Annotated in this window: 12 protein-coding genes and 1 riboswitch; of the genes, 1 reads left to right on the top strand and 11 read right to left on the bottom strand. The window is 73.4% G+C overall.

The genetic code is table 11. The features are described 5' to 3' along the window. Positions 1-6: 6 nt before the first annotated feature. Positions 7-2,142: a DEAD/DEAH box helicase gene (locus AWH51_RS02980; RefSeq protein WP_063070637.1), complete on the top strand. Its 2,136-nt coding sequence runs from the start codon at positions 7-9 to the stop codon at positions 2,140-2,142. A 65-nt stretch (positions 2,143-2,207) separates the two neighbouring features. On the opposite strand, the gene AWH51_RS16175 is transcribed toward AWH51_RS02980, so the two are convergent. From AWH51_RS16175 to AWH51_RS02930, 11 genes are all read right to left on the bottom strand, one after another. Further along, positions 2,208-2,384 (bottom strand): hypothetical protein, encoded by a 177-nt coding sequence (locus AWH51_RS16175; protein ID WP_175345456.1) that lies wholly within the window; start codon positions 2,382-2,384, stop codon positions 2,208-2,210. A 49-nt stretch (positions 2,385-2,433) separates the two neighbouring features. Next, entirely contained in the window at positions 2,434-3,801 is a 1,368-nt protein-coding gene (locus AWH51_RS02975) for an MFS transporter (RefSeq protein WP_063070636.1), read from the bottom strand. 215 nt (positions 3,802-4,016) lie between these two features. Beyond that, positions 4,017-4,904, bottom strand: a complete 888-nt coding sequence (locus AWH51_RS02970) for a cupin domain-containing protein (RefSeq protein WP_063070635.1) — start codon at positions 4,902-4,904, stop codon at positions 4,017-4,019. Between the two features lie 152 nt (positions 4,905-5,056). Next, positions 5,057-7,384, bottom strand: coding sequence for a bifunctional hydroxymethylpyrimidine kinase/phosphomethylpyrimidine kinase (locus AWH51_RS02965; protein ID WP_063070634.1), 2,328 nt, complete (start codon positions 7,382-7,384; stop codon positions 5,057-5,059). After that, the gene (gene thiM / locus AWH51_RS02960) at positions 7,381-8,208 is read right to left on the bottom strand and encodes a hydroxyethylthiazole kinase (protein ID WP_081234829.1); all 828 of its coding nucleotides are present in this window, start codon (positions 8,206-8,208) and stop codon (positions 7,381-7,383) included. Before thiM ends, AWH51_RS02965 begins: the two co-directional genes overlap by 4 nt. Further along, positions 8,199-8,290, bottom strand: a riboswitch (TPP riboswitch). (Overlaps the previous gene by 10 nt.) A gap of 120 nt (positions 8,291-8,410) precedes the next feature. Further along, entirely contained in the window at positions 8,411-9,313 is a 903-nt protein-coding gene (locus AWH51_RS02955; RefSeq protein WP_063070705.1) for an Abi family protein, read from the bottom strand. 266 nt (positions 9,314-9,579) lie between these two features. Continuing rightward, the gene (locus AWH51_RS02950) at positions 9,580-11,745 is read right to left on the bottom strand and encodes a S9 family peptidase (protein ID WP_063070633.1); all 2,166 of its coding nucleotides are present in this window, start codon (positions 11,743-11,745) and stop codon (positions 9,580-9,582) included. A gap of 50 nt (positions 11,746-11,795) precedes the next feature. Further along, the gene (locus tag AWH51_RS02945; RefSeq protein WP_063070632.1) at positions 11,796-13,265 is read right to left on the bottom strand and encodes a maltokinase N-terminal cap-like domain-containing protein; all 1,470 of its coding nucleotides are present in this window, start codon (positions 13,263-13,265) and stop codon (positions 11,796-11,798) included. Between the two features lies 1 nt (position 13,266). Further along, positions 13,267-13,536 carry a mycoredoxin gene (locus AWH51_RS02940; RefSeq protein WP_063070631.1) on the bottom strand — a complete coding sequence of 90 codons (270 nt, stop codon included), beginning with the start codon at positions 13,534-13,536 and terminating at the stop codon, positions 13,267-13,269. A gap of 113 nt (positions 13,537-13,649) precedes the next feature. Continuing rightward, positions 13,650-14,936, bottom strand: coding sequence for a D-arabinono-1,4-lactone oxidase (locus tag AWH51_RS02935; protein ID WP_063070630.1), 1,287 nt, complete (start codon positions 14,934-14,936; stop codon positions 13,650-13,652). A gap of 111 nt (positions 14,937-15,047) precedes the next feature. Beyond that, a complete protein-coding gene (locus AWH51_RS02930; protein ID WP_063070629.1) occupies positions 15,048-18,116 on the bottom strand; it encodes a glycoside hydrolase family 2 TIM barrel-domain containing protein in 3,069 nt (1,022 codons plus the stop codon). Between the last annotated feature and the right edge of the window lie 117 nt (positions 18,117-18,233).

Below are 18,233 nucleotides of genomic sequence, written 5' to 3'. Positions count from 1 at the left end.
AGTTGCATGGCTCGCACCGGCCAGCGGCGGTCCTCCGCCCGCACGCGCACGATCGACAACGAGGGGCTGATCCCCGTCCTGGCGCGCGCCGTGCGCGAGATCGAGCAGGCCGCCCAGCGCGGCAAGCTCAAGCCCGTCAACCGCACGAAGTTCCAGGTCATCGCGGTGCTGATGCGCGAGGAGCGCACGCACGCGAAGGACCCTGCCACCCCGCTCAGCGACCCCGAGCGCGCCGAGACGCTGAAGCGCCTCGACGGCATCGCGAGCATCCTCGCCCGCACGGCGGCGCGCGACACCTCGGTGCTGCCGCTGCTGGATCCGGACGCCAAGCTCTCCGAGGCCGCCCGCGCCCTCCGCAAGCACATGCTCTTCGACGGCGGCGTGGAGATGGTCGTGGAGGACGAGCCCGAGCCCGAGCCCGAGGATCCGGCGCTCGCCAAGCTCGTGGAGCGCCAGGTCGTCCCGCCGTCGGTGAAGGCCCGCGTGCTCGCGAACCCGTTCCTCGAGCCCGACCTCGACCGGCCGGCGCCCGCCGCGCCGCCCGCGCGCCTCCTCGCCAACTGGGAGCTCCTCGGCCCGCTGTTCAAGTCGTTCGAGTACGGCGCCGGCGGCGGCATCGCGAGCATGGACCTGCCGGAGAGCCCCCGCATCGACCGCCTGTCGCCGCACGGCCTCGAGCTGATGCGCCACCAGGCCCGCTTCCTCGAGAGCGTGCGCCTCGGCCACCGCGAGTTCCTGCTCGCCGACGAGCCGGGCCTCGGCAAGACCGCGCAGGCGCTGCTCGCCGCCTCCGTCGCCGACGCGTACCCGCTGCTCGTCGTCGTGCCGAACGTCGTGAAGATGAACTGGAAGCGCGAGGTGGAGCGCTGGACGCCCCACCGCCGGGCCACCGTCATCCACGGCGACGGCGCCGCGCTCGACGCGTTCGCCGACGTGGTCATCGTCAACTACGAGGTGCTCGACCGGCACATCGGCTGGCTGCGCACCCTCGGGTTCCGCGGCATGGTCGTCGACGAGGCGCACTTCATCAAGAACCTGCAGTCGCAGCGCTCGAAGTTCGTGCTCGCGCTCGCGGAGAGCATCCGCCAGCGCCAGTCGGCGCCGCTGCTCATGGCGCTCACGGGCACGCCGCTCATCAACGACATCGACGACTTCCGCGCCATCTGGCAGCTCCTCGGCTGGATCGACGGCGACAAGCCCTCGTCCCGCCTCATGGCGGAGCTCGAGGAAGCGGGCCTCACGCCCGCGGATCCCGGCTTCTTCGCCGAGGCCCGCCGCGCGGTCATCGACCTCGGCATCGTGCGCCGCCGCAAGATCGACGTCGCCACCGACCTGCCCTCCAAGCGCATCGCGGATCTGCCGGTCGAGCTCGACGACGACCTGGGCCGCTCGATCCGCCAGGCGGAGCGCGAGCTCGCGGCGCGCCTCGTGAAGCGCTTCACGGCGCTCGTGGGCGCCCGCGGCACGACCGTCCCCGACGTCATGGAGGGGCCCGCGTCCGAGCGCGCGAGCCTCGTGCGGCTCGTGGCGCAGTCGGAGCTCGACGAGGCCAAGGCGCAGAAGACCGGCGAGAACGTCTTCACCATGGTGCGGCGCATCGGCCAGGCCAAGGCCGTGCTCGCGGCCGACTACGCCGCGCAGCTCGCGCGTTCGGTCGGCAAGGTCGTGTTCTTCGCGAAGCACGTCGACGTGATGGACCAGGCCGAGGCCACGTTCGCCAAGCGCGACATCCGCTCCGTGTCGATCCGCGGCGACCAGTCCCCGGCGGCGCGCCAGAACGCGATCGACTCCTTCCAGAACGACCCCGAGGTGCAGGTCGTCGTCTGCTCGCTCACCGCGGCGGGCGTGGGCCTCAACCTGCAGGCCGCGTCGAACGTGGTGCTGGCCGAGCTCAGCTGGACGAGCGCGGAGCAGACGCAGGCCATCGACCGCGTGCACCGCATCGGCCAGGAGGAGCCCGTGACCGCGTGGCGGATCATCGCGGCGCAGACCATCGACGCGAAGATCGCGGAGCTCATCGACAGCAAGGCGGGCCTCGCGGCGCGCGCGCTCGACGGCGAGGACTTCGACGAGGCCGGATCCACGTCCGTGCAGCTCGACGCGCTCTCGCACCTCCTCGAGGAGGCGCTGGCCGCGGGCTGATCCGCTCCACACGACGACGCCCCCGCGACCAGCCGGTCGCGGGGGCGTCGTCATGCGGGAAGGCGCTAGCCGCGCTCGGCCTTCCGTCGTTCGCGCTCGGACTTCCGCGCCGCGCGGCGCGCGCGGGCGACGGCGTCCTGGGCGTCCTGCGTCGGGTTGGAGCGCTTGGTGCCGATGACGGCGAAGACGATGAGGATCACCACGACCACCATCACGGCGGGCATCACGACAGACAGGATCACGGCGGCTCCTCGGATCGGGACTCCGAGCGTACCGACCGGATCCGCCCGCTCAGTCCTCCAGCGTCGCGCCGCGGAGGTCCGGCAGGGTGAGCGCGGCAGCCGCGGCCAGCGCGAACACCGCGGCGAAGACGCCGAACGGCAGCGCGACGCCGCCGAGCGCGAGCAGCGGCGGCACGCACAGCGGCGCGACGATCGAGGCCAGGCGCCCGAAGCCCGCCGCGCTGCCGGCGCCCGTCGCGCGCACGCGGGTCGGGTAGAGCTCCGGCGTCACGGCGTAGAGGGCGCCCCACGCGCCGAGGTTCGAGAACGACATGAGGGCGCCGAACACGAGGATCGTGGTGACGTCGTCGGCGGTGCCGAAGAGGCCGGCCGACACCGCGGATCCCGCGAGGAAGACCGCGAGCGTCACCCGTCGCCCCCACCGCTCGACCAGCCAGGCGGAGACCGCGTACCCCGGCAGCTGCGCGAGCGTGATGAGCAGCGTGTACCCGAACGACCGCACGAGCGAGAAGCCCTGCGCGACGAGCAGCGTCGGCAGCCAGATGAAGGCGCCGTAGTAGGCGAAGTTGACGCAGAACCACACGATCCAGAGGGAGAGCGTGCGGCGTCGGAGGCGCGCGCCGAAGAGGCGCTCGCGAGGCGCGCCGTCGGAGGCGGCAGCGGCTTCGGGGCCGTCGGCCGGATCCGACGCGGGGCTCGCCGGGCGGTCGGCGTCGGGCGCGGGCGCCCTCCCGGCCGCCGCCTCCAGCGCCCGCACCACGCGCTCCGCCTCCGCGTGCCGCCCTCGCCCCTCGAGGAACCGCACCGACTCCGGCAGGCGCAGCCGCACGACGATCGCCCACACCGCGGGCACGGCGCCGAGCGCGAGCGCCCACCGCCAGCCGTCGTCGCTCGTGGGGATCACGAGGTAGCCGATGAGCGCGGCGGCGGTCCAGCCGACCGCCCACGACGACTCGAGGATCACGATGACGCGGCCGCGGATCCGCGCGGGCGAGAACTCGCTCACGAGCGTGGACGCGACCGGCAGCTCCGCGCCGAGCCCGAGGCCCACCACGAAGCGGAGCGCGATGAGCGCGCCCACCGACATCGCGAGCGCCGAGACACCGGTGGCCACCCCGTAGACCAGCAGCGTGAGGGCGAAGACCTGCCGGCGGCCGATCCGGTCGGCGACCAGGCCGCCGACGCTCGCGCCGATCGCCATGCCGAGGAACCCGGCGGACGCGACGAGGCCGAGCTGCCCCGCATCCGCCTTCCAGACGACCGCGAGCTGCGCGATGACGAACGAGATGAGGCCGACGTCCATCGCGTCGAGCGCCCAGCCGACGCCGCTGCCGCCGAGGATGCGCGAGTGCGCGCGGGTCCAGGGGAGTCCGTCGAGGCGCTGGGCGCGGGTGGGCTGCGAGGTGGTCGTGGTCATGTTCTCGGCTCTCGGGAGGGACGGGTCCGGAGCAGCGACGGCGGCCGGGCGGCGCGCATGGTCTCCTCGGGAGGACGGACCGAGCGTAGCCGGGCGGGCGGATGCGTCGCCGGCGCCGCTGCGGATCCCGCGACCGCCGCCGAGTAGACGCACGGGTGGCGCGTCCCCGAGGACGCGCCACCCGCCTGCCTCCCGCCTCCGCGGGCAGCACCCGATCAGCGGTGCGCGCGCTCCCGCAGGCGGTCGAACACCTCGGCGTGCGTGACGCGCAGCTGCTCCCACGAGGCCGTCATGTCGACGCGCTCGGGATCCGCGACCACCTCGGCGAAGCCGTGCTGCGCCCGCGGCACCGCGTCGCCCGGCAGCACGAGCGACTGGATGAAGGCGCCCGTGTCGTCCGAGAACGTGAGCGTGTGGCTCGCGACGTTGCGCTCCCAGTCGTCCGACGGCCAGGACAGGAACGCCACGTGGCGGGGCTCGACGCCCGTCTCCGCCGCCGAGACGTAGCTGCCGTAGTGCTCCTCGCCGGGCGAGAGGATCTTGTACGAGCCGTTGTCGAGGTACACGAGCAGCGCCTCGTCGAACGGCTTCGGGCCGAACATCGCCGTGTAGTGCAGCGCGTGCACGAGCACCGGGGTGCCGAGCGGCACGTGGTGCCCGGCCGCGGGCGTGGCGGTCGGCGTCGCGACGGACGCCGGCACGGCCGGCTGCAGGAACTCCTCGTCGGTCACGTGCTCGCCCCAGCCGACGGCGGCGACGGGGTCGTCGCCGTCCTCCAGCACCGCGATGTGCTCCATCGGCGCGTGGGCCGTGGCGCCGTGCCAGTGCTCCTCGCCGGCCTCGATGTACACGGATCCGCCCGGCGCGACCTCGACGACGCCGCCGCCGCGCGTGCCCACCCGGGCGATGCCGGACGTGATGTGCAGGGTCTGCCCGAGGACATGCGTGTGCCAGACGCTGCGGGCGCCGGGCGCGAAGGTGACGGCCGCGACGACCGCGCGCTGGTCGGCGGTCTGCGGGGTGGAGAGCCAGCGGAGGTGGACCTCGCCCGTGAACTGGTGGGCGGGCATCGTGATGGCGGGGGTCTCGGCCTGGACGCGCATGCGGTGTCCTCTCTGTCGGGCACGCGGGTGCCCGGGTCGTGGAACGGGGAGCCCCGGCGCGGTGTCGCGTCGGGGCACGGGCATCCTCCCGCGGGGGCGGCTGGGAACGCGGCCGGGCGTCCCCAGGCTCCGGGCGCCCGTGCGGTGGACGATCAGCCGAGGGCCTCCGGGGCGCGGAAGAAGTCGCGCTCGTAGGCGGAAGACAGGAGGGACGCCGCGAGCATCGCCGGGCGCCGGGCGGGACCCGCGAGCACGGCCGCCTCGTCCACCAGCTCGCCCGCGCGGCGGGTCGCCTCCGCGAAGGCCGGATCCGCGTACGTCGCGAGCCAGGCGCCGTACGGATGCGCGTCGCCGGACGCCGTCGCCGCCGCGCCCGCCGCGCGGAGCCGCGTGCCGACGTCGGCGTAGATCGTGTAGCAGGGCAGCAGCGCCGCGACCAGCACCGCGTAGTCGCTCGACGCGGCGTGCGCGAGCAGGTGGTCGACGTAGGCGCGCGTCACCGGCCCGGCGACCATCGGCGCCGGGTGCCGCGACAGCCACTCCGCGTGCAGCGCCGACTCCGCGGCGATCGCGTCGGCAGCCGCCCGCGCCCACACGACCTGCGCGTCGGGCGTGGGTGCGAGCTGGCTCGCCCGCGCGAGCACGCGCGAGTAGGCACGGAGGTAGATCGCGTCCTGCGCGAGGTAGTGGGAGAACCACGCCTCGGGCAGGGTGCCGTCGCCGAGGCGGCGGACGAAGGCGAGCTCGTCGATCTCGCGGCGGAGGTCGGCGGATCCCGCCCACATCTCCGCGGCGATCGATCCCGCGTGCGTGCCGGCCGCGTCCCACAGCGCGCGCAGGTGGTCGAGCGGGCCGGCGCCGGATCCGACGTCGAGGTCGTCCGCGTGCGCGAGCGATCCCGTGAGCCAGCCCTTCGCCTCCGTGAGCGCGACCAGCCAGTCGCCGCGCCGCGGGTGCAGGGTCGCGAGCGCGCTCGAGAGGGAGCAGCCCGTGCCGTGCGTGCTGGTGGTGGCGATGCGCGGGCCGGCGACGATGTCCACCGCCGGATCCGCGGACGTCGCGCCCGGCGTCACGAGCGCGTCCGGGCAGTCGTCGGCGCGGAGGTGCCCGCCCTTCACGACCACGCGGACGCCGTGGCGACCCGCGAGGTCGCGGCCCTGCGCGAGCGCCTCGTCCCAGCCCTCGGCCTCGGGCGCGCCGAGGAGCGCCGCGAGCTCGGGCAGGTTCGGGGTGACGACGTCGGCGAGCGGCAGCAGGCGGCGGAGGGCCTCGGTCGCGTCGGCGTCGAGGAGGGCGTCGCCGGACTGCGCGACCATCACCGGATCCAGCACCACCACCGGCGGACGCACCGCCCGCAGCCAGTCGGCCACCTCGTCGACCACCGCGGCCGAGCCGAGCATGCCGATCTTCACGGCGTCGATCACGACGTCGTCGGACACCGCGTCGAGCTGCGCGCGGAGGAACGCGACGGGAGGCACGTGGATCTCCCGCACGCCCCTGGTGTTCTGCGCCACGAGCGCCGTGACCACGGCCATGCCGTAGCCGCCGTTCGCCGCGATGGACTTGAGGTCGGCCTGGATGCCCGCGCCGCCGGTCGGATCCGTGCCGGCGATGCTGAGGACGCGGGGGACGCGGGTCGGGTCGCCCGCCGCGGGGTCGCCGGCCGGCTCGGCGCTCGCCGCATCGGCGGGATCCGCGGCCGGCGCGCCGGGCTCTGTCGCGTCGGATTCCGCCGCGTCGGACTCCGCCGCGCGCGCGTCTCCAGCGGATCCCGCGCTCGCGCGTACCCGCACCCGCTCCCACGCCTCCGCCAGCTCGCGCGCCGCCGCCTCCGGGTCCTCGGCCGCGCAGATCGCCGACACGACGGACGTGCCCGCGCCGCCCGCCGCCGCGATCGCGGCCACGTCGCCCACGTCGACGCCGCCGATCGCGACGCACGGCACGGGGGAGAGGCCCGCGATGATCCCGAACCCGTCGTGCCCGAGCGGCGCCGGATGGTCGGGCTTGGTGCTCGTGGGGCGGATCACGCCGACGCCGAGGTAGTCGACCGTGCCCGCGGGGAGCGCGCGGACCGCCTCCACGTGCGCTGGCGTGTTCGCGGTGAGGCCCACGACGAGGCGGTGGTCGGGGCTCGCGGCGTCGAGCATCCGGCGCACGAGGTCGGCCGGCACGTCGGACTGGCCGACGTGCACGCCGTCCACCCGCGCGCCGCGGGCGAGGGCCGCGAGGACGACGTCGACGCGGTCGTCCACGAGCAGCACCGGTCGGGGCGCGGACGGATGCGCGGCCGCGTGCGCGTCGATCGCGTCCGCCGCGGCCAACACGGTCGCCAGCAGCTCGGCCGCGCTCGCGTGCTTGTCGCGGATCTGCACGGCCGTCGCCCCGCCTGCCACAGCCGCGGACACGACCGCGGGCACGCTGCGCGCGCCGCACAGGGCGGGGTCGGTGACGAGGTAGACGGAGAGGTCGAGCGCGCTCACGAGAGGCGCTCGCGCTGCGCGACGAGCTCGGGCGTGACGGCATCGAGCGCGTCGAGCAGCGCGACGGCGAACGACCCGGGCCCGCGCGTCCCCTCCGCGGCGATCTCCGCGGCGATCGTGTAGACGCTCGTCGCGGCGACGGCGGCCCGCAGCGGATCCGGATCCGTCGACGCGAACGCCGCCATCACCGCGCCGAGCGCGCAGCCGCCGCCGGTCATCTTCGTGAGGAGCGCGTCGCCCGTGTGCACGCGCACGAGGCGGGTCCCGTCCGTGAGGTGGTCGACCGGCCCGGACACCGCGACGACCGTGCCGTAGGTGCGCGCGAGGAGCGTCGCGGCGTCGAGCGCCGCCTCCACCTCGTCGGTGGCGTCCACCCCGCGGCCGCCCGCGCCGCCGGTCGCGAGCGCGATGATCTCGGACGCGTTGCCGCGCACGATGGTCGGCGACAGCGCCACGAGCTCGTGCGCGAGCCGCGTGCGCACCGGCAGGACGCCGACCGCGACCGGATCCAGCGCCCACGGCGTGCCCGCCTCGCGCGCTGCGTGGGCCGCCTCGACGGCCGCCTCCCGCTGCTCCGCGTGCGGCGTGCCGAGGTTGACGAGCAGCCCCGACGCGATGCGCGCGAACGGACCCGCCTCGGTCGGCACGTCGGTCATCGCGGGCGCGGCGCCCAGCGCGAGGAGGACGTTCGCGGTGAAGCCGGTGACCACCGCGTTCGTGATGCACTGCACGAGCGGCACGCGCTCCCGCAGCAGGTGGAGGAGATCCGCCGAAGCGGACCCCGTCCCGGTGATCTCGTGGGCTGATGTGCGCGCAGCGCTCATGGTGACATCCCTCCGCCGGTGCGAACCGGATCAGGTGCGACGGGTCTCATCTCAGCCCTCGTGGGCACCCCGTGTCAGGGATCCACCCTAGGGGAGACGCGTCGCACCCGCCGGGTCGAGCAGCGAGGCCGAGACGTCCCGAGGCGACGATGAGGTCGATGCGTCATGCGAGCCCACGGTCGGGGGACGACGAATCAGACGGTCATCTCGGACCGTCTGCGTGATCTGTCGGCCCTTCGGGCGCAGCCAGACCCCGCCAGAATCGGCCCTCCCGCTCGTGGGTCTCGACCAGCATCGGTAGGAGAGGAACGGCGACGTCGGCGCGGGTGATCATGTCATCCAGCGACGCGATCACGTCGAGCACCGATCGAGGGCCGAACTGGCCCGCGATCCGTTTGGCCTTGGTCCGCACGTTGTTCGGCGTCGGTCCGGCATCGACGATGGAGTGATTCCACAGCCTGTTGTGATGCGCGCAGCGATTGCGGAGGTAGACGAAGGCCCTCACGCGATAGGCGAATCCGGCCTTCGCCACACCGATGCTGGTCGCGACGGAGTCGGCGAGGGTTCCTTGTGCTCCCCGCTCGATCGCCTTGGACAGGGTCCCGAACGACCATGCCTCGACAGCGGACCACACCGGCAGCCGGCTGTAGTCGGAGTCCTCTCCTGCGTGCCCGCGGTAGCGGAGGATGTGCCGGTCCTTGCTGCGGTCGATGTCCCGGAGACAGGACTCGACGGTGGCCTCTCGACCTCCGACATCCGTGTAGAAGTCCTGCTCGAGATACGCCTGATAGGGGCCGTGCTCGCGACCGATGACATGTGCGACATGCGACCGCAGCAGGAGCTCGACCTGAGCGAGCGGCCGGACGAGAGAATCGCGCAGTGCGTCGTCGGCGACGTAGACCCCTCGGACGTCGTCGAACGCCGTCCCGCTCACGAAGTCGTCGTCGCCGAGATGGGGAGCCGTCTGGAAGTACCGCGCGTACCCCGAGAAGCGGTAGTAGTTGTGCGCCGCCAGGAACCGGGCGCAGTCCGATTCGTCGGGCACGATCAGGCCACGGCCTACCATCAGAGCGGTCTGATCGTGCCAGGACAGGTAGGGCTTCATCGCACCCCTCGGAAAGAAAAAGGCCCCTCCCATTTGAGCATCGTGGAGAGGCTTGGGAGGGGGTCGATTGCCTCAATGGTAGCCGATTCCTGGGCCGGAACGAGCCCGTCGGATCAGACCGGGGACTCCACAGAGGTGCCTCATCGCGTCCCTTTCCGAGCGCGGGAAGTAGCGGTGACCCCAGCGACGTGAAGCGCTGCGACGCTGCCGCGCTGCGCGCCCCGACAGCGGGCAGCGCGGCCGCGGAGATCTCGCGGAGTCCAGCCCTACGCCAGCCCCGCCACGTCGAGCACCCACGCGTAGTCGGACGCGCGCTCGCGCCACGCGTCGTAGCGGCCCGACTTGCCGCCGTGGCCGGCCTGCATCTCGGTGCGCAGCAGCACGGGCGCGCCGACCTCGCGGAGGCGGGCCGTCCACTTGGCGGGCTCGACGTAGAGCACGCGCGTGTCGTTGAGGCTCGTGACCGCGAGGATGCGTGGGTACTCCACGCCCTCGCGCACGTTCTCGTACGGCGTGTACGACTTCATGTACGCGTACACCTCGGGGTCGTGCAGCGGGTCGCCCCACTCGTCCCACTCGATCACGGTGAGCGGCAGCGACGGGTCGAGGATGCTCGTCAGCGCGTCCACGAACGGCACGCCCGCGAGGATCCCGGCGAACCGGTCGGGCGCGATGTTCGCGACCGCGCCCATCAGCAGGCCGCCGGCGCTGCGGCCCTCGGCCACCAGCTTCTCCGGGCTCGTCCACCCGCGCGCGATGAGGTGGTCGGCGGATGCCACGAAGTCGGTGAAGGTGTTCCGCTTGGTGAGCGTCTTGCCCTCGTCGTACCAGCGGCGGCCCATCTCGCCGCCGCCGCGCACGTGCGCGATGACGAACGCCATGCCCCGGTCGAGCAGCGACAGCCGTGCGATGGAGAACGACGGGTCGATGCTCGCCTCGTAGGAGCCGTAGCCGTACAGCAGGAGCGGCGCGGGCGTGCCCGGGTGCACGAGGCCGCGCTTGTAGACGACCGACAGCGGGATCTCCGTGCCGTCCTCCGCGGTCGCCCACTCGCGGGTCTGCACGTAGTCGTCGGGGTCGTACCCGCCGCGCACGGGCTGCTGCTTGAGGAGGCGCAGCTCCCGGGTCGCGAGCACGTAGTCGTAGGTCGTGGCCGGGGTCGCGAGGCTCGTGTAGCCGAGGCGGATCGTGGGCTGCGCGAACTCGGGGTTGCCCGCCGTGCCGACCGTGTAGATCGGCTCGTCGAACGCGATCTCGTGCAGCTGCTCGCCGTCGAGGACGCGGTCGAAGGGGATCACGCCGACGCGCGTGAGCCCCTCGCGGCGGTAGGAGACGACGACGTGGTCGGCGAACGCGCTGGCGTCCTCGAGGCGCACGTCGTCGTCGTGGGGGATGACGACCTGGCGGTCGGTGGTGGAGGTCGGGTCGTCGGCCGGCACGTCGATCAGCTCGAAGTTGGTGGCGCCGTCGTTGTGCAGGATGAGGAGCCGGTCGGATCCGTCGATGACCGCGTGGTCGACGTCGTACTCGACGCCGTGGCGGCGCGGCCAGACCGGCCGGAACGTGCCCGTGGGATCGCCGGCGTCGAGCAGCAGCACCTCGGTGGTGATCTTCGACCCGACCTCGATCACGAGGTACTGGCGGCTCCGGGTCATGCCGAAGCCCACGAAGAAGCTCTCGTCGGGCTCGGTGAACACCTTCACGTCCTGCGTCGCGGGCGTGCCGACGCGGTGGCGCCACACGGTGTCGGGGCGCCAGGCGTCGTCGACCGTGACGTAGAAGAGGTGGTCGCCGTGCGCCGAGAAGGTGGCGCCGTGGCTGGTGCCGGGGATCTCGTCGGCGAGGTCCTCGCCCGTGGACAGGTCGCGGATCTTGAGCGTGAAGCGCTCATCGCCCTCGGTGTCGGTCGAGTAGGCGAGCAGGGATCCGTCGGGGCTCACCTCGAACGCACCGAGCGAGAAGAAGTCGTGGCCCTCGGCCTCCACGTTGGAGTCGAGCAGGATCTGCTCGCCCGGCGTCGCGGCGCCGTCGGCCGCGGGCTCGATGACGGGCGGGGTCCAGTCGTCGGGATCGGCGACGGGACGGCGGCAGCGGATCGCGTACTGCGAGCCCTCGACCGTGCGGGCGTAGTACCACCAGTCGCCCTCGCGGACGGGGACGGAGAGGTCGGTCTCCTGCGTGCGGTCCTTGATCTCCGTGAAGAGCGCCTCGCGCAGCGGCTCCAGGTGCGCGGTCGCCGCGTCCGTGTACGCGTTCTCGGCTTCGAGGTGCGCGATCACGTCGGCGTCGTCCTTGTCGCGCAGCCACTCGTACCGGTCGACGAACGTGTCGCCGTGGAAGGTGCGCTCGAGGGGGCGCTGGTCCGCGACGGGAGGGCTGGAGGGGGAGTCGGATGCGGGGGAGGAGACGGCCGGGACGGCGGGGTCGGTCATCCCGCCAGCCTACCGACGGGGGACGACCGGAGCCCGGCCGTCCCCGCGGATCAGGAGGTGATCGGCCCCGCCTCGCGCGGCCCGGTCGCGCCCGGCGTGGTCGGCGCCCCGAGCGTGCTCGAGCGGGTGGCGAGGCGCGCGACGGCCTGCAGCGGGATCGACAGCCAGCCCGGCCGGTTGCGCACCTCGTAGATCGCCTCGTAGACGGCCTTGTCAATCTCGAACGCGTCGAGCAGGGCCCGGTTCGCGCGGAGGTCGGTGCCGGAGCGGGCGATGTAGCCGTCGACGAACGCGCGGCGGGCGGCGGACGCCCACGTGGCGGCCGACTTGCCGGGGTGCGCGAGCGCGTAGGAGCCGGCGACGTAGTCGAACGAGCGGAGCATGCCGGCGACGTCGCGGAGCGTGACGTCGGGCAGCGAGCGCTCGTGCATCGGCCGGAGCGGCTCGCCCTCGAAGTCGAGGAGGACCCAGCCGCGGTTCGGCACCGAGAGCACCTGGCCGAGGTGGTAGTCGCCGTGGATGCGCTGCAGCTTCGGCCACACGCCCTTCTCGGCGGCGTCGTACACGCTCGCGATGGCGTCGTGGAAGGCGACGATCTCGGGGACCTCGCGCTCGGCCGTCGCGTGACGGCGGCGGAAGCTGACCATGATCCCCTCGATGACGTCGGGCGTGGCCTCGACGGTGGGGAGCGCGGCGGCGAGCGTGGCGTGCACGTCGGCGGTCGCCTCGCCGAGAGCACGGGCCTCGGCCTGGAAGTCGGCGTCGGCCTCGGCGGCGCGGAGCGCGACGCGCCAGGCGTCGGTGACGCCGGGCAGGAACTCCTGCGCGAAGGCGACGTGCCCGATGGCGCGCCCCTCCTCGCGGCCGGAGTCGCTCCACTCGGCGAGCACGCTGCCCATGGTCTGCGGCACGAGCCGGGATCCGGCGCCCGCGATGGCCGACTGGAGCACGACGTCCGGGTTCTCGCCGTGGTGCAGCGCCCGGAACACCTTGACGATCATCGGGTTGATGGCCTGGCCGTCGGCCGAGACCATGTCGTAGATGATCGACGTGTTCGACTGCTCGCCCGAGAGCACGTGCGATCCGACGACGGTCGCGATCTCCACGCCCGGCTGGCGCTGGCCGCGCGCGGTCGCGCCGAGCGAGGTCTCGTCGACGTCGGCCTCGCGGTCGTCGAGGATCGTGCGGATGAGCGCCCACGCGTACGCGGGGTCGTGCGGGCCGTCGTAGACGTGCAGCTCGACGCCGTCGTCCTCGACGGTGGTGCCGATGTGGAAGGGCTTCAGCTCCTCCAGCGGCGCCTGCCGGTAGGTGAGCGGCACCTGGTACAGCACGGGCTTCGCGCTGCCGTGGTCGATGATCAGGTGCGTCTCGATGCGGGCGAACCAGCCCTCGTCGCTGAAGCTCCAGCCGCCGATGCGCTCGAGGCGCGGCTCGGTGCCCTTGGAGGCGAACCAGCGCTGCTCGCGCATCCACGCGGCCAGGAAGTCGGGGATCTCGCTGAGGTCGTGGTGCTGCATGTCAGGCCACCTTCGCGGTCACGTCGGCGAGCGACGGGTTGGTGGCGGACGAGCCGTCCGGGAAGAGGACCGTGGGGACGGTCTGGTTGCCGCCGTTGATGGCGGCCACGAGCTCCGCGGTGCCGGGCACCTGCTCGATGTCCACCTCGTCGTAGCCGATGCCCGCGCGGTCGAGCTGCGACTTCAGCCGGCGGCAGTAGCCGCACCAGGTGGTGGAGAACATCGTGATCCGCCCGGGGGCAGGTACGTAGGAGGAGGTCTCGGGCGACATGCTGCTCACCCTACGCGCCGTTCTCCACGCCGACCCGGGATCCGCGGCGCGCGGACGCGGGCGTCGGCGCGTCGCGGATCCCGGGTGCGGTCCCGGTCAGCGGCGGATGCGGATCAGCCGAGGAGCGAGCGCTCGAACCAGGCGTTGCGGAACTTGCCCGTCGGATCCAGGCGCTCGGCGAGGGCCAGGAAGTCGCCCGATCGCGGGTACAGCGGGGCGATGTCGGCCGCGGTCGCGGTGAAGACCTTGCCCCAGTGCGGGCGGGCGCCGAAGGGCCGGATGGCCGCCTCGAGCTCCACGAGCAGCGCCTCGACGGCCTCCTGGTCGCGCTTCCACGTGAAGTGCAGGCCGATGGTCGCCTGCCCGTTCTGGGGGCTCAGCCAGAGGCTGTCCTCGGCGACGGCGCGCAGCTCGCAGACGAGGAGGATCGGCCGGATCCGGTCGCCCATGTCGCGCAGCGCCCGCACGGCCTCGACCGCCCGGTCGAGCGGCACGTGGAACTCCGACTGGATCTCCTCGCCGTCGCTCGGCGTGAAGCCCATCTTGAAGTGCGAGAGGCGGTCGGACCAGAGGCCGACGACCCCGAGCTGCGACGTGCTGTTCACCGGATCGATGCCGAGGATCGGGTGGCGCTCCTCCGTCGCGGCGGGCGCCCCGAAGTAGTCGGCCATGACGACCTCGTCCTCGGGCTGGCCGTCGACGCCGAGCTGCACGCGGCTCTTCAGCCACACCTGGTCGGTGGCCTCGCCGAAGCGCGTGAAGACGCTGACGCTGTACGCGCCGCCGAACACGTCCTCGAGGTTCTCGTCGAACGCGTCCCAGCTGAGCCCCTCGAAGACGCGCTGGCGCACGAGGTAGGCGGGCTCCACGTCGAGCGTCACGCGCGTGACCACGCCGAGCGCGCCGAGGCCCACCACGACGCCGTCGAAGTCGTCGTCCCCGCGGCGGTACGTGACCGTCTCGCCGTCGGCCGTGATCATCTCGAGCGCCGTGACGGCCGTGCCGAGGTTGCCGTTGCCGATGCCGGATCCGTGGGTCGCCGTCGCGATGGCGCCGCCGACCGAGATGTGCGGCAGCGACGCGAGGTTGTGGATCGCCAGGCCCTCCTCGCCGAGGAGCTCCGCGAGCTTCCCGTACGCGAGGCCCGCGGAGAACGTGACGGTGCTGGCGTCGCGGTCGATCACGAGGTCGGCCGGCAGCTCGGCGAGCGAGACCAGCACCTCGGAGTCGGCGATGTCGTTGAACGAGTGGCGGGAGCCGAGGACGCGGATGCGCGTCGCCTCGCGGACGATCGTCCGCAGCTCCTCGACGCTCGTCGGCGTGCGGACCTCCCGGGCCCGGTACGCGTAGTTGCCGGCCCAGTTGGTGCCCGCGGTGCCCTGCTCGGTGGTGTCGGTCATGCGTCCTCCTCGCGCCCGCCATCGGACGCCGTCGTCTCCAGCTTGCTCGCCCTCGGGGGAGGAGGGCGTGCGCCGGGCCGCCCGGACGGGCGACCCGGTCCCGCTCCCGCGTCAGCGGCTGCGGAGGGTGAGCTCCAGCGTGCGGGCCGAGGGCCACAGCTGGTGCTCGGGCAGCACGTCGAGTCCGCACGCGCGCGAGCCGAGCCCGTGCTGCGCGGCGTCGATGTACAGGTGCACCGCCTCGCTGGCGGGCAGCTCGTGCGGGTGCGCCGCCCGGTCGAGCTCCTGCGGCGTGTGCCGCGAGGCCGTGAAGCCGGGGCGGCGGCCCGCGGTGTCGGGCCGGGCCTCGATCACGATGCCGCGCTCGCCGTCGAACGTGCCGAGCTCGAGCTCGCGCAGGTCGCTGCGGTGGCCGGTCTCCTGCGGCCGCGAGTACACGGCGCCCAGGTCGTCGACGAGCGACGAGAACCGGCCGACGAGCGCCGCGCGGCGCGAGTCGGGGTACGACTCGAACGGGCCGGTGCCGAACCACTCCGCGTTCGTGACGCTCGCGGGCAGGTCGATGCGGATCCCGACGCGCGGCCAGGTGATGGCCCAGCCGGCGCTCGGCACGATGTCGACGCGCACGTCCAGCGCGCCGTCGGCGCCCTCGGTCCAGCAGTACGTCGTGTCGACCGAGTCGAACGACTGCGCCGCGCTCGTGCGCACGACGACCGTGAGCGAGCCGGATCCGACCTTCACCGAGCGGACCCGGTGGGTCAGCCGGTCGAGGCCGGCCTGGCGCCAGCGCGCCTCGCTCGACGGACCGGGGACGCCCTTCCCGAAGGTGAGGCGCGGATCCGCCAGCTCGTAGGAGCCGCTGCTGTCGCTGCGGTCGTTGTCGGTGGGCGCGCGCCACAGCTCGAGGCGCGGGCCGTCGACCTCGAGGCCGCCGAGCCGCACGAGGCGGCCGGTGGCGAGGTCGAACTCGCCGTCGCCGAGGGTGAGGCGCGTGGCACCGGACGCGGGGTACGTCTCCTCGTCGGCGTCGAGCCAGCGGGCGGGCACGGCGGGGCGCGGCGCGGGCGTGAGGTCGAACTGGTCGACGGCGACCACATGGCCGGCCTCGGCCCACGGCTCGTCGTCGCGGAGGATCGCCTGCACGGTGAGCCACACCTCGGGCGCAGAGCCCTCGGTGCCGCCGGCCGCGGGGTCGCCGGCGTCGAGCGCGTCGGCCGGCAGCGGGATCCGGACGGTGTCGCCGGCCGCGACGGGCTCGGCGTCCAGGACGCCCGTGGCGATGTCGTCGCCGTCGACCGCGAGCACCCAGACGAGGCTCGTGTGCGCCGTGGAGATCGAGTGGTACCGGCTCTCCACGACGAGGGACGCGGATCCGCCCTCCCGCTCGAGCCGGAACGCGATGGGCTGCACGACGGCCTTGTACTCGGCGAGGCCGGGCGTCGGGGTGTCGTCGGGCAGGACCATGCCGTCCATCACGAAGTTGCCGTCGTGCACGACCTCGCCGAAGTCGCCGCCGTACGCGTAGAACGCCTCGCCGTCCGCGGTCTCGGTGAGGATGCCGTGGTCGCGCCACTCCCACACGAACCCGCCGTGGAGGCGCGGGTACCGCAGCACGAGGTCCTCGTACTCGCCGATCTGGCCGGGGCCGTTGCCCATGGCGTGCACGTACTCGCAGAGGATGAAGGGCTTGGTGCGCTGGCGCATGCCCTCGCCGGGCGTGCAGCCGAGGAGGTCGCCCGGGATCGCGTCGCTGCCGATGGACTCGGTCTCCTGCAGGTTCGAGTACATGCGCGAGTAGACGTCGGTGTACTCGCCCGTGTAGTCGCCCTCGTAGTGCACGGGGCGGCCGGGGTCGCGGCGGTGCACCCAGGCCGACATGGCGGCGAGGTTCCGGCCGGTGCCCGCCTCGTTGCCGAGGGACCACATGACGATGGAGGGGTGGTTCTTGTCGCGCTCGATCGTGCGCTCGATGCGGTCGAGGTAGTGGTCGGCGAAGCGCGGGTCGTCGCTGGGGTTGCCGACCCAGCCACCGAACTCGAAGCCGTGCGTCTCGAGGTCGCACTCGTCGATGACCCAGAAGCCGAGCTCGTCGGCGAGGTCGAGCACGCGCGGATGCGGCGGGTAGTGGCTGGTGCGGATCGCGTTGACGTTGTGCTGCTTCATCAGCAGCATGTCGGCGCGCGCGTGCTCCTCGTCGAAGACGCGGCCGCGCTCGGGGTGGGCCTCGTGACGGTTGACGCCGTGGAAGACCACGCGGCGGCCGTTGACGAGGAAGCGGTCGCCCTCGATGCGCACGGTGCGGAACCCGAGGCGGATGGAGAGCGCCTCGGCGTTGGTGCGGAGGAAGCCCTGGTACTGCGTGGGGCTCTCGGCGCTCCACGGCTCGACGCGGTCGACGTGCACGGGGGCGACGTCGTCGGGCGTGTCCCAGGTGACGTGGATCCCGAGGTCCTCCACCTCGAACGTGACGGGGAACGCGGCGGGCTCGGCGTCGACCTCGACGTGCACGGTGCCCGCGCCCGTCTCGTGGTCGTACTCGGCGCGGGTCCACGCGTCGTCGATCCCGCCCTGGGGGCGGCCGAGGAGGGTGACGTCGCGGAAGATGCCGGGCAGCCACCACTGGTCCTGGTCCTCGAGGTAGCTGGCGATGGACCACTGGTGCACGCGCACGGCGAGCACGTTGACGCCCGGGCGGAGGAACGGGGTGACGTCGAACTCGTGCGAGAGGCGCGAGCCCATCGCGGTGCCCACCTCGTCGCCGTTCAGCCACACCTTGAAGGCCGACTCGACGCCCTCGAAGCGGAGCACGACGCGCTCGAGCGACTCCCAGTCGGTGGGCACGTCGACCTCGACGCGGTAGTCGCCCGTGGGGTTCTCGTCCGGCACGAAGGGCGGCTCGACCGGGAACGGGTACTGCACGTTCGTGTAGGCGGGGAGGCCGAAGCGGCCGTCCTGGCCGAGCACCCAGTGGCTCGGCACGGGGATCTCGTCCCAGGCGGAGTCGTCGAAGGCCGGGTCGGCCATCTCGTCGGAGAGGCCGCGCGGCGTGGGGGAGAGGCGGAACCGCCAGTCGCCGTTCAGCACGATCCGCGGGGCGTCGGAGTGCAGGCAGGAACGGGGACGTCGGGCGGGGCCCGTCGTGGGGGCGAAGTCCTCGAAGTAGGGGAGGGCGTGCGTCATGGGCTTCCTTGCGCGTGGGCGGGGGCGGCGACGTGCCGCTCATCCATCATCGTGGGTCCGGGGGCGCCGCGCCGAATGCGCGGGCGGCCGGGGAGGTCGCCCTGCCCGGCCGCCCGG

Origin of the sequence: Clavibacter tessellarius, from assembly GCF_001618005.1 — a bacterium.
Taxonomy (GTDB): Bacteria; Actinomycetota; Actinomycetes; order Actinomycetales; family Microbacteriaceae; genus Clavibacter; species Clavibacter tessellarius_A.
The sequence above is the reverse complement of the archived record's forward strand: the minus strand, read 5'-3'. Positions and strand labels throughout refer to the sequence as shown.